10 protein-coding genes are annotated in these 15,742 nt (G+C 64.5%); 4 read left to right on the forward strand and 6 right to left on the reverse strand.

Annotated features, from left to right (window positions below; genetic code table 11):
• Window positions 1-43: 43 nt before the first annotated feature.
• Complete coding sequence (locus tag LNV09_RS13700; protein ID WP_263557631.1) at window positions 44-2,845, reverse strand: M16 family metallopeptidase; 2,802 nt, start codon at window positions 2,843-2,845, stop codon at window positions 44-46.
• A gap of 117 nt (window positions 2,846-2,962) precedes the next feature.
• On the opposite strand from LNV09_RS13700, the gene LNV09_RS13705 reads away from it, so the two are divergent.
• The gene (locus LNV09_RS13705; RefSeq protein ID WP_263557632.1) at window positions 2,963-3,808 is read left to right on the forward strand and encodes a PA4780 family RIO1-like protein kinase; all 846 of its coding nucleotides are present in this window, start codon (window positions 2,963-2,965) and stop codon (window positions 3,806-3,808) included.
• 99 nt (window positions 3,809-3,907) lie between these two features.
• The gene (locus tag LNV09_RS13710) at window positions 3,908-4,771 is read left to right on the forward strand and encodes a universal stress protein (protein ID WP_263557633.1); all 864 of its coding nucleotides are present in this window, start codon (window positions 3,908-3,910) and stop codon (window positions 4,769-4,771) included.
• 9 nt (window positions 4,772-4,780) lie between these two features.
• On the opposite strand, the gene LNV09_RS13715 is transcribed toward LNV09_RS13710, so the two are convergent.
• Both LNV09_RS13715 and LNV09_RS13720 read right to left on the reverse strand, forming a co-directional pair.
• On the reverse strand, window positions 4,781-5,962 hold the full coding sequence (locus LNV09_RS13715) for an MFS transporter (RefSeq protein ID WP_263557634.1): 1,182 nt from the start codon (window positions 5,960-5,962) through the stop codon (window positions 4,781-4,783).
• Window positions 5,959-7,305 carry a DNA recombination protein RmuC gene (locus LNV09_RS13720; protein WP_263557635.1) on the reverse strand — a complete coding sequence of 449 codons (1,347 nt, stop codon included), beginning with the start codon at window positions 7,303-7,305 and terminating at the stop codon, window positions 5,959-5,961. Before LNV09_RS13720 ends, LNV09_RS13715 begins: the two co-directional genes overlap by 4 nt.
• A 146-nt stretch (window positions 7,306-7,451) precedes the next feature.
• Here LNV09_RS13720 and LNV09_RS13725 point away from each other — a divergent pair, with 146 nt between their 5' ends.
• Entirely contained in the window at window positions 7,452-9,002 is a 1,551-nt protein-coding gene (locus LNV09_RS13725) for an FAD-binding oxidoreductase (RefSeq protein ID WP_263557636.1), read from the forward strand.
• Window positions 9,003-9,012: 10 nt separating this feature from the next.
• On the opposite strand, the gene LNV09_RS13730 is transcribed toward LNV09_RS13725, so the two are convergent.
• From LNV09_RS13730 to LNV09_RS13740, 3 genes are read right to left on the reverse strand one after another with little or no spacing between them, the layout of a single operon-like run.
• Window positions 9,013-10,380 (reverse strand): efflux RND transporter periplasmic adaptor subunit, encoded by a 1,368-nt coding sequence (locus LNV09_RS13730; RefSeq protein WP_263557637.1) that lies wholly within the window; start codon window positions 10,378-10,380, stop codon window positions 9,013-9,015.
• A gap of 25 nt (window positions 10,381-10,405) precedes the next feature.
• Window positions 10,406-12,787 carry an ABC transporter permease gene (locus tag LNV09_RS13735; RefSeq protein WP_263557638.1) on the reverse strand — a complete coding sequence of 794 codons (2,382 nt, stop codon included), beginning with the start codon at window positions 12,785-12,787 and terminating at the stop codon, window positions 10,406-10,408.
• 17 nt (window positions 12,788-12,804) lie between these two features.
• A complete protein-coding gene (locus tag LNV09_RS13740) occupies window positions 12,805-13,464 on the reverse strand; it encodes an ABC transporter ATP-binding protein (RefSeq protein WP_263557833.1) in 660 nt (219 codons plus the stop codon).
• Window positions 13,465-13,699: 235 nt separating this feature from the next.
• Here LNV09_RS13740 and LNV09_RS13745 point away from each other — a divergent pair, with 235 nt between their 5' ends.
• Window positions 13,700-15,736 (forward strand): 3'-5' exonuclease, encoded by a 2,037-nt coding sequence (locus tag LNV09_RS13745; RefSeq protein ID WP_263557639.1) that lies wholly within the window; start codon window positions 13,700-13,702, stop codon window positions 15,734-15,736.
• Window positions 15,737-15,742: the final 6 nt, after the last annotated feature.

Genomic DNA, 15,742 nt, shown 5'->3' on the forward strand with positions numbered 1-15,742 from the left:
TAATGTACCGACTTGAACTGCTGCGCTCAAAGTCTTCGCCCAATCAAGGCTTGTCCTTGAAGTCTCCGACCGTCGAAATCACAAAACCTTCCGGTTTGATGTGGCGCTTCCACGCGGCATTGGCCTGCTCCAAAGTGGCGGCCTGAATCGCCGCATCGCGGGCGGCAACATAGGCCCAGTCTTTGCTCCGATCGGCCAACAAATTCAGCGTGCCGGCCAGTTGCGCCTCGCTGGCGCGCGATTGCAGGCGCGCTTCGGCCAAGTCCTTTTTGGCGCGAACCAATTCGGCTTCGGTGATGCCGGTTTCATTCATGCGGCTTAGTTCGTCCTGCACCAAGGCGATCACCGCATCGCGGTTCTGTGGCGCGAAACTGCCGCCAATGCTGAGGTTGGCGTCATTGCCCCAGAACGGCGCGTTCAGCCCGGCGCCAATGCCGTAACTCAAGCCCTCTTGCTGACGCACCCGGGTCGACAAGCGGCTTTCCATGCCGCCGGCACCGAACACCTGCGTGGCCAGGTTCAGCGGCACAAAGTCGGCATCGGCCTCGCTGAGCTTGAAGTCCACGCGCATGCGCAGCGCGGCATTGGCTTTGTCGCGCGCCACCACATCAAAGCGCGCGGCTGGCACAGCCATATGCGTCGGGCTATGCCGCACAAAGCGCGGCGCGGCCGGCTTCTTCCAGCCACCGAAGAGCTGCTCGATGGCCGCGTCTAGCCCGGCCGGCAGCGCGCCCACCGCCGCCACCCGCGCCTCATTGGCCGACCAATACTCAGCGTAGAACGCTCGCACATCGTCCAGTTGGGTCTCGTGCAGCTGAATGACTTGCTCGTGCAAACTCATCTGGTAGTCCGGCTGACCGCTGTGCACCCCCAGGGCCAGGTTGTAATGCCCGCGCACCGCTTCGCGCCGCAAGACTTCCGGATCTTGGGCCGAAGACTGCAGGCCGGCCAGGCCGGCCTGCTTGATGCGGTCAAAGGCATCGAGCGGCAACGTCGGCTTTTGCAACACGGTTGCGGCCAGCTTCAGAACCTCGATCAAGCTGCCTTGCTCGGCGGTGATGCTCAAGGTCGCGCCTTGATCACCGCCCCGGATGCTCAGGTCTGCCTTGAGTCGAATCAGCGCATCCTGCAGCGCCTGCTTGCCCAGGCCCTCACTGCCCTCCAGCATCAACTCACCGACCCAGCCGGTACCCCGCCGTGCGAACGTGGCATCGCGCTCGCCCCAGCGCAGCTGCATCTGCAATTGCACTGTGTTGCCGCGCGTTTGCTTGGCCAAAGTTTGCAGCGCTATCCCGCTGGGCAGCAGCTTGGTTACGGTGCGCTCTTGCAAATGTGCTGGCGTGGGGTCAAAGCGCTCGCCCTGCTCCACCTTGGGCGGGCCTTTCAGGCCAGCCAGGCGCTGATCAAGCGGCGGCGCGGCAGGAATCTCGACCCGCGTGACCGACTCAGCCGGCACATAGCGCCCCAGCGTGCGGTTGGCTGGCTGCAAATAAGCCTTGCGAACCCGCTCCACATCGGCCAGCGTGACGCGCGGCAAATCCTCCATCAACTGGAACAGCAAGCGCCAATCGCCCGCACCCAGCAGGCTGGAGATCTGCTGAATCAAGGCCTCCGGGTTCTTCATCTGCTCGCGGTAGGAGTTCAGCGCCACATCGCGCACGCGCTGCAACTCCTCCTCGGTGAAGGGCTTGCCGGCGCGACCCTCGACCAGATCAAGCAAGAGCTTTTCGACCTTGTCGGCCTGGTCTTGCGTGGGCGGAATCGCCATGGCCGTGATGCCGCCGGGTGCCTGCCCGCCCAAGCCGCCCAAGGCTGCATGCAGGGCGATCTTGCTTTCGACCAACTCCTTGTAGAGCTGCCCGCTCGGCGGCATCGACATCAAGAGGCTCAGCACCAGCAGCGGCGCGGAATCAGCATGGGCAATCGCCGGCACATGGTAGTAGGCGACCAGCGCCGGCTGGCCGCCGACGCGCCGCACCACCACCGTGCGCTCACCGTCCTGCGCAGGCTCCTGCGTGTAGGTTTGCACCAGGGGCTGGTCGGGGCGCTTCAACGGGCCAAAATGGCTGGCGATCTTGGCCAGCGTGGCGGCCTTGTCAAACCGACCGGCGACCAGGAGCGTCGCGTTGTCGGGCCGGTAATGGCGTTTGTAAAAAGCCTGCAGCCGCTCAATGGGCACATTCTCGATATCACTGCGCGCGCCAATGGTCGAGTTGCCATAAGGGTGCCAGTCATAGGCGACCGACTGCACGCGCTGAAACAAGACCTGCATCGGCTCGTTCTCGCCGCGCTCGAACTCATTGCGTACGACGCTCATCTCCTTGTCCAAATCGGCCCGCGCGATGAAGCTGTTGACCATGCGGTCGGCCTCCAGCGCCAATGCGAAGTTCAAGGTGTCGGGGTTGGCATTGAAGGACGCGAAATAATTGGTTCGGTCATTGGTGGTCGTGCCGTTGAAGCGGATGCCCTTGGCCGCGAAAGCGCCGGGGATGTCGCGGTAGGCCGGCGTCCCCTTGAACACCAGATGCTCCAGCAAATGCGCCATGCCGTACTCGCCCTGCGACTCATGCCGGCTGCCCACCCGGTAGGTGATGTTGACGGTGGTGGTGCTCTGCGCTTCGTCGGGAAAGAGCAGGATCTGCAGGCCATTGGGCAGGCGGTATTCGCTGATGCCGCCGAGCTCGCGCACGAACTCGGCTGGCTGAATCTCCTGCTGGACAGCGGCACTTGCCGTCGTCTTGCTTGAAATGGCCGGCGCCTTGGCTTCGACCCGCTGCGGCGCGAGCAGTTGAGCCAATAACAGCACCATCACACCAGCCGAGTAGCGAAACGGAATATGCAACATAGTTGGGCCCAAGCGGCCATGAGAATTGATCAATGTCCGGCATTCTGAGGCAAGAATAGGGGCTGGCTTTTTTGCTGTTTTTTTGTATCGACGGCCAGCCCCGACAATCGCACCCATATGAAGACACCGAAAAGATTGCAGTCCCTGCTTGACGAAGGCCTGATCGACGGCGTATCGCGCCAATTGATGAGCGGCAAAGAGGCCCAAGTGTTCGTCGTCCAGTGCGGCGGCGAAACCCGTTGCGCCAAGGTCTACAAGGAAGCCACCCAGCGCAGCTTCCGCCAAGCGGTCGACTACACCGAGAACCGCAAGGTCAAGAACAGCCGCGAGGCCCGCGCCATGGCCAAGGGCAGCAAGTTCGGCCGCGAGAAGCAAGAAGAAGCCTGGCAAAGCGCCGAGGTCGATGCGCTGTATCGTCTGGCCGGCGCCGGCGTGCGGGTGCCCAAACCCTTCAACTTCTTCGAGGGCGTGCTCTTGATGGAATTGGTGACGGACGCCGACGGTTCGGCCGCGCCTCGTTTGAACGATGTGCAGTTCACGCCGCAGCAGGCCTTGATGCACCACGCCACACTGGTGCAAGAAGTGGTGCGCATGCTGTGCGCCGGCATCGTGCACGGAGACTTGTCGGAGTTCAACATCCTGCTGGCGGCGGACGGCCCGGTCATCATCGACTTGCCGCAGGCGGTCGACGCGGCCGGCAATAACCACGCCAAACGGATGCTTTTGCGTGACGTCGAGAATCTGCGCAACTTCTTCGGCCAGTTCGCGCCCGACCTGCTGCGCAGCGATTTCGGCCATGAAATCTGGGCGCTGTTCGAGCGCGGCACGCTGACGCCGGACGCCCGGCTGAGCGGCCGCTTTGTGCACCAGAGCCGCCCCGTTGATCTGCGCGGCGTGCTGCGCGAGATTGACGATGCCCGCGATGAAGATGCGGCACGGCGGCTGCGCATGCAGCAACAGTAGTCAGAGCACTGGCCCTGGCCCTGGCGAGATTTGGGCCCACAGCGCTGCAGGCGTTAGCATGCTTGCATCCAATCACTCATTCACTCAACGGAGGATGCGATGGCTGCGAGCAAGATCAAGTCTATGGTGGTGCATGTCAACGACAAGCCACGCTCGGCCCAAGTGGTGGCACTGGCAAAGCGTTTTGCCGAGGCCTTGGGCGCCAGTTTGGCAGCGGTGCATGCGGTGACGCCCAGCAATACCGGCGCCTATCTTTCGCCCGAAGCCGCCAGCCTGGCGCTGGACCTGCACGAAGGCGAAGATCAGCGCCGCGTGCAGCGTGCTGCCGAGTTGGTCAAAGCGGCCGGCGCCGACATCAGCTTCAGCAGCGAGATGGGTGACTCCGCCGAGGCGATGGTGCAGATTGCGCGCAACTGCGATTTGCTGGTCATGAGCCAGCAAGACCCGCAGGTGCCGGACGGTTCGGCCGATGGCCTGATTGGCCGCTTGCTGATCTCGGGCGGGTGCCCGATTTTGTTTGTCCCCTATGTCAACGACACGCCGCTGGCGCGCTGCGGCGAGCGCGTGCTGGTGGCCTGGACTGACAAGCGCGAGAGCGCCCGCGCCTTGCGCGACGCCCTGCCTTTCTTGCAGCGCGCCAAGCATATCGAGCTTGTGCGTTTTTCAGAAAGCGCCGAGCTCGGGCCCGAACCGCTGCTGCGCCCGCAAGCCTATCTTCGCCTGCACGGTATCGAGTGCACGCTGAAGGTCTTGCATCAACGCGAGCCCTCGCTGGGCGAACGCCTGATGTCATCCTTTATGCCGGACGCCTCGGTCGCCGAGGCCTTGTTGTCACACGCGGCCGACAGCGACCTGATCGTGATGGGCGGCTATGGGCAGACGCGGCTGTGGGAGCTGGTCTTGGGCGGCGTCACACGCTCAATGCTGCATTCGATGACGGTGCCGGTCTTGATGTCGCACTGAACAGCACGTTCAATGCTCACCGTTTTGATGGCGAGTTAGCCTTGCCGCAGGCCATTGCGCCAACAGCAACAAGCCCGCCATCAACCACAGGGGTGCGGCGCTGACGCTGGCGGCCGCCAGCAGGCCAAAGCCGACCGGCATCGCCACCGTCGCGCCATTGGTGGCCACCATGCGCAGACCCAGGGCCTGACCGTGACGGTCGGCCGGCGTGACTTGGTGCAGCATGGCCATCACCATCGGTTGCACCGAGCCCAAGGCCAGACCCAGCAAGGCGGAACCCAACATCAGCCCCGGCGTGCCGGGCAACCAAGCGTAGACGGCCAAGGTGGCGGCGGCCATCAGCATCGCCACCCGCAAGGCCTTCACTTCATCCAACTGTTTGGACCAGCGGATGATGGCCAGGCGCACGGCCATCGCGGCGACCGCAAACGAGGCCAGCACAAAGCCAATGCTGGAAGCACTCAGCCCCTTGGCATGGCCGATCACCGGCACCACAAAGCTGTGGGCATCCCAGGCCGCGGCCAGCACTACGTTCATCAGCAGCAAGTAGCGCAAGGCCGGTTGTCGCAACAAATCCCAGGCCGGCTTGGCACGGCTGGCCGCACTCTGGGCTTTCGGCGTGTGGCGGGGCAGCTTGGTGATGAACACCCAGGCCAGCACCGGCAAGAGCACGGCCAAGCCGAAAGCGGCCCGGAAGCTGACGAAATCGATCAGCAAACCAGCCGCCACCGGCGCCAAGGCGTTCGACATCGCCGGCCCCAGGGCCATCCAGCCGAACACGCGCTTGAGCTCGGAGGGCTCGTCGGCCATTTGCCCCGCCTCACGCTGCATCGCCACCGCCGCCACGCTGAGCGCGCCGCCAGCGAGGAAGCAGCTCAGGCCTATCGTCCACAGGCCTTGGCCCGCCAGCGCCACCAGGGCGCCAAACAGCGCCATCAGCACCGCGATGCCGACGGGACGGTGCAGGCCGTAACGGTCGGCCTGGCGCCCCGCCCACATTGCCAACAACATCGGCGCCACCGCAAACAGGCTCAGCAAAACCCCGACCGCCCACTCACCGTGGCCTTGATGCAAGACCCACAGGCTGGCGGCAACGCGCGTCACCGCCATGCAGGCATGCAAGGAAATGAGACCGGCGATCAACCAGGGGAAAGCGCGGCGCAAATTGGCGGCCGGGCTGGACTGAGTCAAGACCTGGCCTCGTCAGCTTCGTCATCATCAAGGGGACTGCCTGCCAATTTAAGCAGGGCCAAAGCCGCCTCATCCGGCAGCGCCTCCACATCCTTGAGCTTCCTCGTCATCACCCGAGTGCGGGTCTCGGCCAGGTCGATGCTGTTGCTGGCCTCGTCGAGCTTTTTCTTGGTCTTGGCCAAAACTTCGCCGAACTTGCCGAACTCGGTCTTGACCGCGCCCAGCACTTCCCAGACCTCGGCCGATCGTTGCTCCAGCGCCAGCGTGCGAAAGCCCATCTGCAAGCTGGTCAGCGTCGCCAGCAAGGTGGTCGGGCCGACCAGCATCACCTTGAATTCACGTTGCAGCGCCTCCAGCAAACCGGGCCGGCGCAGCGCCTCGGCATAGAGGCCTTCGGTCGGCACAAACAGCATGCCGAAGTCGGTGGTGTGCGGCGGCGCGATGTATTTGTCGCGAATGGTTCTAGCCTCGGCACGCAGGCGCGCCTCGATCGCTTTGCTGGACTGCTCGACGCCGGCCGCATCGGCGCGCTCCTGCGCATCGAGCAGACGCTCATAGTCTTCACGCGGGAACTTGGCGTCGATAGGCAGCCACAGGGCGACGCCATCGGCGCGCTGGCCCGGCAGTTTGATCGCGTACTCGACCCGTTCATTGCTGCCGGGGATGGTCGCCACATTGGCCGCAAACTGCTCCGAGGTGAAGACCTGCTCCAGCAAGCCCAGCAGTTGCACCTCGCCGAAGATGCCGCGCGTCTTCACATTGCTCAGCACTCGGCTGAGGCTGCCCACATCGCGGGCCAAGCCCTGCATCTCGCCCAGGCCTTTGTGCACCTGCTCCAGCCGCTCGGCCACTTGTTTGAAGCTCTCGCCCAAGCGCTGCTCCAGTGTGGCGTGCAGCTTCTCGTCGACGGTGGCACGCATCTGCTCCAGCTTCTTTTCATTGTCTTGCTGGATCAGGCTCAGGCGCTGCTCGACCGTTTGCGCCAAGGCCCGCAAGCTGTCGGTGAGCGTTTGAGTTTGGCGCTGCGCGGCCAAGTCTTGCGCCTCCCGGGCGGCCAAGGCCTGGGCGGTCTGCGCCTGCGTGCTTTGCCCCAGGCCGCTGCTCAAGGCTTGTTGGAAACGCGCCAAGCTCTGCTGCAACTCTTGGCGTGTGGCGCCGGCGCTGCGCGTCAGCTCATCGCGCAGTTCGCGCTCCAGGCGCTCATTGGCTTGCTGGACCCAGGGCAGCAAGGCCGCATGACCTTGCTGCGCCGCAGCCGCCCGGCGCATTTGCAGCCACAGCAACAAGACCCCCAGCAGCAGCATGAGCAGTGCCGCCACCAACATCACTTCGAAAACAGTCATGACGACATTGTCTCAGCAGCGTCGAATCGATGAGCACCGGGCGGGCGCCCTGCGGATATCCCCCGAGAAAACCCGCAGCCGGCACCATCAAAAGTGGTCCTAAACTGGTAGTAATTGAGGTGACAAATCATCCGGGAGCGAGAACAATGGACCGACGAAAATTCCTGCAATATGGCTCCGGCGCTGGCGCGGCCGCCTTGTTGAGCGCTTGCGGCGGCGGCTCGGGGCTTGATCCAGCACCACCGCCCACTCCCACTCCTGCTCCCCCACTCCCTCCAGCGCCGCCCAGCGGTGGCCCGGCCGCCAGCGAATGGGAGGCGCTGGCCTCACAACTCAAGGGCCAACTGATCCGCCCCGGCCATGCCGACTATGAGCGCCTGCGCCGACCCGCCAATGCGCGCTTTGATGCCGTGCTGCCGCAAGCCTTGATTCGCTGCGACGGTGCGGCCGACATCCGGGCCGGCCTGGCGTTCGCGAGCCGGCTCAAACTGGCCGTCGTGCCACGCGGCGGCGGCCACAGCTATATCGGCAACTCGACCGGCCCCGGCCTCGTCATCGACGTCGGCTCGATGGACAGCGTGCGTCTGGACGGCGAGTTAGCCACCGTCGGCGCCGGCGCCAAGTTGGCCGATGTGTACGAAGGTTTGATCAATCAGGGCCGCTGTATCCCGTCCGGCAGTTGCGTGACGGTAGGCATTGCCGGCATCACCCAGGGAGGCGGCTTCGGCGTGATCGACCGCGCCTACGGCCTGACTTGCGACGTGCTGCGTAGCGCCCGCGTGGTCACCGCCGACGGGACCGAACTGCTCTGCAGTGAGAGCCAGAACGCCGACCTGTTTTGGGCGCTGCGCGGCGGCGGTGGTGGCAATTTCGGCATCGTCAGCGAGTTCACGTTTCAGACCCATGCGGTAACCCCCTTGCAGCAATTCGCGGCCGATTTCTCCCTGGCCGATCTGCCGGCGGTATTGGCAGCCTGGAGCAAATGGCCCAAGACCATGCCGGATCAGATTTGGTCGCAACTCGTTGTCTCGCCCAGCGGCTGCCATCTCTGGGGCTTCAGCATCGGGGACGCGGCAGCCTTGCTGCCGCATTGGCAGAGCTTGCTGGCCCAGATCGGCCGCACTGCCTTGAACAATACCGTCCAAGCGCGCAGTTACCGCGAGGTGATGCTTGGAGCCTGCGCAGGTTTGAGTCCGACGCAATGCCATCTGCCGGGTCAGAACCCAGCCGGGCTGCTGGGGCGAGTCGCGATGGCCGCCAGCTCGGACTTCTTTGACAGCCTGGCCGATCCACAAGGCATGGCCGCCGCGCTGAGCGCGGCCATGCTTGAGCGCCGCAGCGCCGGCCGCCCCGGCACAGTGATCATGAATCTGATGGGCGGCGCGGTCGGCCGCGTGGCGGCGGACACAACTGCTTTTGCGCACCGCCAGGCCTTGTTCAGCGCCCAGTATTACGCCGAATACAGCCCGCTCGCATCCAGCAGCGAAGTCAGCGAAGGCGAGCAATGGGCTCATGGCATGCGGCAGACCCTGCGCCCCTGGAGCAGCGGCCGGGCCTACCAAAACTATCTCGACGCCTTGATCCCCGATCCCGAGCAGGCCTATTACGGCAGCAACTTGGCGCGGCTCAAGCAAATCAAGGCGAAGTTCGATCCGGTCGGCTTATTCAAACAAGCACAAGGCATCAGCGCCGCCTGAGCCCACCCATTCAGCGCAGCTTCACCTTGGCCTTGTCTGCGAGCTTGCTGTCCGGGTAAACAATCACTTGCGTGCCAACGGCGAGGCCTTCCTTGACCCAGGCGCTGACGCCATTGCGGGCTTGCACGCTGACCTCCTTCAGATAGGCACGGTCCTTCTCCACCACAAAGACCCCGACTCTTGAGCCGATCGGAAACAGCGCGCTGACCGGCACCATCACCGCGTTCTCCTGCACTTGCACCAGCACGCGCACATCGACCTTGAAGCCGTCGCCCAAGGCCTGCCATTGCGCGGCCGGCGCCGTGATGTCGACCACCACATTGACGCGCTGCTCTTCCACGCCCAGCGCCGACACCTTGGTGAAGGCGGCGGGCTCGACCCAGCGCACGCGGCCGCTGAGTGCCTGACTGGGCGACTGAGCGCCGCCCCAGTTCAAAAGCTCCACCGCAGCGCCGGGCTGCACCTGGGTGGCGTCTTCGGTCAGGATGTCCACCACCACTTCCAATTGGCTCGGGTCGCCCAGCTCAATCAGGCCGGTGCCCGCCGACACGCTGGCTTCGCTCTGCTGCAAGACCTTCAGCACCTTGCCGCTGACGGGGGCCTTGACGGCAAAGCTGGGCTGCACGCCGCCCAGCGGCGCTTGCGCGTATTGCTGGCGCGCGGCCATGGCCTGTTCCAGTTCGTGGCGGGCGGCATTTTCTTCCTGGCGCGCGCTTTCCAGCTCTTGCACGCGTTGGCGCAGAGCGAGCCGGCCGGTCTCGTTTTGAGTGGGCGAGATAAAGCCTTGCTGGGCCAGCGCTTCGCTGCGCCGTAGCTCCACCTGCGCCTGGTCCATCGCCGCCTTGGCGCGCCCTACATTGGCTTGGGCGCGGGCCAGCGCGGCCGCCATGGTGCCGACGCGCGCCGCTTGCTCGGCGCGCGTGCGTTCATCCAGCAGGCCAGGCGCCATCGGCCACAGCAGGGCCACGGTCGCCCCCTGCTCGACCTCGTCGCCTTGCTTCAGCAGCACCCGGCCGACCCGCCCGGCCAGCGGCGCGGAGACGATGAAGCGGTCCCGCACCCGCGTCTTGCCGTAGTCCTGCACCGCACGCTCGAAGCGACCCTGCGTCACGGCGGCCACTTCCACCGTGACGGGTTTTGGCATGAAGGCCCACAGCAGCAACGCGACCAGCAGCAGGCCCACGCCGCCCAGAATCAGATTACGCTTGAGCTTTGATTTAGCTGGCGCCTTGGGCGGAACAGGCGCCCCAGGCTTGGCCGGCTCGCCCGCTGCCGGTGGAGCGGGCGGAGTAGGCGTTGGCGTTGGCGTTGGCACTGTCGCCGGCACAGGCGGCGCAACAGCAGTAACAGCAGCAGGATCGTTGGGGCTTTGGCTCATATGGGTTCCAAGTGAGGCTGTTTCTTCATTCACGCGTCTTCAGCACCGCGACCAGGTCCAGCGCATCGACGCGCCGGCGCACGATGAAGGCGCTGACCGCACCGGCCAGCAGCACGCACAGGGCCGAAAACGCATAGGTGGCGGGCGTGATCACAAAGGGGAAAAAGAATTCGTCGGTTTGAATCGCTGTGACGATGCCGCTCGCCAGCAGGTAGCCCAACAGCATGCCCAGCGGCATGGCCAGCGCGATTTCAATCGCCAACTCACCCAGCAAAATGGCCGAGACTTCGCCGCGCGTGAAGCCCAGCACGCGCAAGCTGGCCAGCTCCCAGCCGCGCTCGGCCAGCGCAATGCGGGCATTGTTATAAACCACGCCGACGGCGATCACGATGGCAAAAGCGGTCAGCACCGAGCTGACCATCAGCAGATTGCCCACGGTCACATCCTCGATATTCTTGGCCATCGTCGACTTGCTGATGACCAATCCGACCCGGGGCAAGTCCTTGAGACGGCTCAGCAAGGCGGGCTCGGCGCCGACATCGCGCGCCACGGCCAAGGTGAAGCTGTTCACCAGATCGCCCTCGCGCAAGAGCCTGTTCAGGCTGGCCCGCTGCAGATAGGCATTGAGCCCCAGCATTTCATGCACGGTGCCGCTGACCGGCAGCTCCAGCACTTCGCGCCGGCCCTCCTGCATTTCCACCCGCAGCAAGTCGCCCACTTGCACCTGCAGCTTGGTGGCCAGGCGATCCGTCAGCAGCAAGCCATCGCGCGGAGCCGCGTAAGCGCGACCGTTCATATCCACAATCCGGCTCAGATCGGGCTGCGGCGCTTTGCCAGACAGGGTGCCGCGCCAATGATGCGGTCCATTGACCAACCGCACCGGCACGCTGCGCATGCCTTCCACGGCAGTGACATGGGGCAGCTTGGCGGCCTCATACAAGACCTCGGCAGGCGTGGCCTCCAGCAAGGCCGCCACCACGTCGCCGCGCAGCACCTGGCTGAACTGAATCTCCATCAGCACCGCCACCGAGTCGCGCATGAATGCACCGGTGATCACGATCGCCATCGACAGCGCCACGCCGAACACCGTCAGGCTGCTGCGCAGCGGCCGGCGGGCCATCGTGCGCAGCACCATGCGCAGCGCCGGTGACAGACTTTTTTGCAAACCCCAGCGCTCGATCATCATGGGCTTGTAAATGCCGGGCGAAGGCGCGCGCATCGCCTCGGCCGGGGCTAACTGCACGGTGGCGCGGATGGCGCTGACAGTAGCCAAGACCGCCGCGCCCAGCGTCACGAACACGGCCACCAGCACCAGATCGGGCCGCAGCCGAAAGCGCATGTCGGGGAAGCGAAATGATTCCGCGTAGACGCCGACAAAAAGCTGCCCCAACACGGCGCCCAGGGCCAGACCCAGCACGACACCCAGCGCCACGATCAGCAGCAGCAACTTCAGATAATGCAGGCCAATCGCCAGATTGTCGTAACCCAGCGCTTTCAGCGCGGCGACCTGCTCGCGCTGCGTGGCGATTTGCCGCCCCAGTACCACATTGAGCAAAAAGGCCGCGACCGCCAAGAAGATGCTGGGCAGCACCGTGCCCATCACCCGCTGCTGGCTGATTTCAGAGCTCAGCATCGCATGTGACATCTGCAAATCACGGCCATGCGCATTGCTGGCGCCATAGCGCGCCAGCAGACGGTCGAGCTGATCAATCACCGCGCCTTCGCTGGCGCCGGGGCCAAGCCGCACGGCCACTTGATTGAAGGCGCCCTCCATGTTGTAGGCGGCCGCCAGCGTTTTCTTGTCGACCCAAAACACGCCAAAGCCGCGCTGATCGGGCGAGCCCCCTAAGCCGGCAAAAATGTATTCCGGCGACAGCGCGATGCCAACGATCAGCAACTGCTCGCGGGTGCCGTTGATCAGCGCCGTGACCGAGTCGCCGGGTTTGAGCCCGCGTGCCTGGGCAAAGCCTTCCGACACCAGCGCTTCCATCGCGCCTATGCTGCTACCACTGCGGGCGGGGCTGAGCATGCGCCCGCTGCGCAGATCGACCTTGTTGAGCCGGGGCGGTGCCAGCGGGTCCAGCCCCAGCAGCAGGCCGACGATGGGGTCCGCCACATTGGCAATGCTGACCGGCACGACCTGCGCCTGCGAGGTTTCCACATGCGCCGCGCCGGCCATGGCCTGGAGCTGCGGCTCCAGCGACAAGGGGGCGCGCTTGAGGGTGGCGAACACATCGGCAAAGCGAGCGTCGGCGTAGTACAAATCGCGCGACCAGGACAAGGCGTCATAGGCGCTGAAGCTGGTGATGAAGCCGGCCACACCGCTGGCCACCACCAGCGCGATGGTGAGCGCCTGGCTCCACATCAGCCTCAGGTCGCGCAGCAGCTTTTTGTCCAGCGTCTTCATCGGTGCTTGACCTTGCCCTACCAGGTCAGCTCGGACGGCTGCAGCTTGTGAGCATTGACTTCGATCCGCTGCACCCGCCCCTCGCCCAGGTACAGCACACGGTCCGCCATGCCGGCAATCGCGGCGTTATGCGTAATGACGATGGCGGTGGTGCCCAGATCGCGGTTGATATTGGCAATCACCTCCAGCACCAGCTTGCCGGTCAGATAATCGAGCGCGCCGGTCGGTTCATCGCACAGCAGCACATCGGGGCGCTTGACGATGGCGCGGGCAATCGCCACCCGCTGCTGCTCGCCGCCCGAGAGCTGGGACGGGAAGTGATCGACCCGCTCCGCCAGCCCCACCAGCTTCAGCGCCTCCAGGGCAGGCATTGGATTGCTGGCGATATCGGTCACCAGTTCGACGTTCTCGCGCACCGTCAGGCTGGGAATCAGGTTGTAGAACTGAAACACAAAGCCGACATGTTCGCGCCGGTAGCGGGTCAGCTCGGCCTCGGTTGCCGCCGTCAAATCCTGCTCGCCAAACTGCGCCTTGCCGCTGCTGGGGCTGTCCAGCCCGCCCAGAATATTCAGCAAAGTCGATTTGCCACTGCCCGAGGGGCCCAGCAAGACAATGAACTCGCCCTTGTAAATCGTCAGGTCGACATCCACCAGGGCCGTCACCGTCACCTCGCCCATTTGGTAGGTCTTGGCCAGCGCTTTGGCGACAAAGATGGCTGAGCCGGGCTCCGGGCCTAACGCTGAGCGAGGTGGCGCGGCGGCTTGAGTGGACGAGACATTGTCGGTTTGCATAAACAATAACTTTGCCTGATAGAACCGGCGCGGGTCTGTTCGTTATCAAACATAGGCGAACACAGGCCAGACAAGTAAAGCAAAATGCCCGGCTCTGCTTGCACCGAATAGGCCTTTCCTCATGTCAACTCATGGCTCACTGCGCTTCAGCACCCAAGCCATCCCTGTCACCGCCGAGCAAGAAGATATACAGGCCTCGGGCGAGCGCTCCATCCTGATCGAAGCGGCCGCCGGCACGGCCAAAACCACCTCGCTGGCGCTGCGCATCTGCGAGGTGCTGGCGCGAGGTGCTGCGCCGCGCCGCATGTTGGCGCTGACCTTCACGCCCACCGCCTGCCTGGCATTGCGCCGGGCATTGCAGTTCCTGGCCGGCGACAGCCTCCCGCACAAGCAGGTGCGCATCGAGACCTTCGATGACTACGCGCGAAGCGTGCTGCAGCAGATCGAAACCATCGACGGTGTCAACCCGGTGCGCCAGCTGCGCAGCGCCGAGCAGGCCAGGCCCTATGTCTGGGCCGCCGTTGACGCAGTGGCCAACAACGCGGCTGAGCGTTTTGCCGACGAACTCAGCCTGCCCTCGTATGGCGCCGAATCCTATGTCGGTGAATTCTTGCGCCGCACACAAGGCATCAAGGGCCGCTTGTTGCTGGAGTTGAACCCGCCCGAGCAAGGCGAGAGCCCCGACTACGCGAGCGACGAACTGGGCCTGGACTACAGCCTCTTGCGCATCTTGCGCGCCTATGAGCATCTGCGCCTGGACTCCGGCCACGAGCATGCCAACTTCCGCCTGCCGCTGGACGCCACTTATGACCTCGCCCGGTTGCTGCGTTCGGACCGCATCGATGGGCCCGAGGAGCTGCCGCTGGGCCAGTTCGACGGCATCTTTATCGACGAAATGCATGATTGCAACGAAGCAATGTTCACCGTGCTGCGCGCGCTGCTGCACAGACCCGAGGTGTATTTTTGCGGCGTCGGCGACCGCGATCAGGTCATCCATCAACACTTCGGCGCCGACGCCCGCTTCATGAGCCGCGCACTCGACGCAGAACTCGGCCGCAAGCTGCAGCGGTTGCCACTGTCACTGAGTTTTCGCTATGGGCCCAAGCTGGCGGGCTGGATGGCCAAGCTGGCGGGCAAGCCGATAGCGGCCCAGCAGCAGCGCCAGACCGAGCTGCGAGCTATCGCTTGCGATGGCCCCACGACTCCGACAACGGCGGCGGCAACCGTGGCGGCCTTGCAGGCCTGGCGCAGCGAGCAGCGCAGCAATGAGGTCTACAGCGACTGCGCGGTGCTGCTGCGGCGCGAGTCCCAATCGGTGCTGCTGGAGAACGCCCTGCACGCCCAGGGCATCGCCTATCAATGCATGGGTTTTGTCAGTTACCTGCACAGACCCGAGGTGCTGTTCGTGCGCACCGTCTTTGCGCTAGCCAGTGGCAGGCTTGACACGCTGGGCGGCGCCGCCACACGCCGCTTGATCCCCGACGCCTTGTTCGAGATGACGCAGACGCCGCCGCTCAAGGCCGACGACCCCGACTACCAATCGTCTGAGGCTTTCATGCGCGAGGCGCGCGCGGCGGCCGCCGACAGCGAGCAGGTGGTGGCCTCGATCTTCAATCAGCACATCCTCGACTGGGCGCCGGCCCAGGTCAAACAGCGGCTGCAAAAAGCGCTGCAAGCGGTGCAGGACGGGGCGGGCTTCTCGGCTTTTCTGTCAGCGCTTGACATGACGCGCTTTGGTCGTGACGTGTTCGTTGAGAAAGAGCGGCGCGACGAGCTCGCTCGCCATATGCAAGGCCTGCTGGCGGCGGCGAATGACTATGCCAGCGTGCTCGATTTCTTCAAATCGCTGCAAGCGCAGGACGAGGCACAAGCGCAGCGCCTGGCAGGCCGCGCCGAAGGCAAGGTGCGCTCCAACAAGGCGCAGCCCGCCATCACCTTGGCCAGTGCCGCCCATGTCAAGGGACTGGAATTCGAGCATGTGCTGCTGCCCTATTTGAGTCAAGGCGTGTTCCCCGACGCCGAGTCCGAGGTGGCCGGCGAGCGCAATCTTTTCTATGTCGCCGCGACGCGCGCCAAGGGTCGGCTGACCTTGTTGGTCAACGCCCAGCGGCCGAGCAGCTTTGTGCCCGTGGCCTTGCTGAGCCCGCTGAAGCCATGATCCATT

This window comes from Paucibacter sp. B2R-40 (genome assembly GCF_025717555.1).
GTDB lineage: Bacteria > Pseudomonadota > Gammaproteobacteria > Burkholderiales > Burkholderiaceae_C > Paucibacter_A.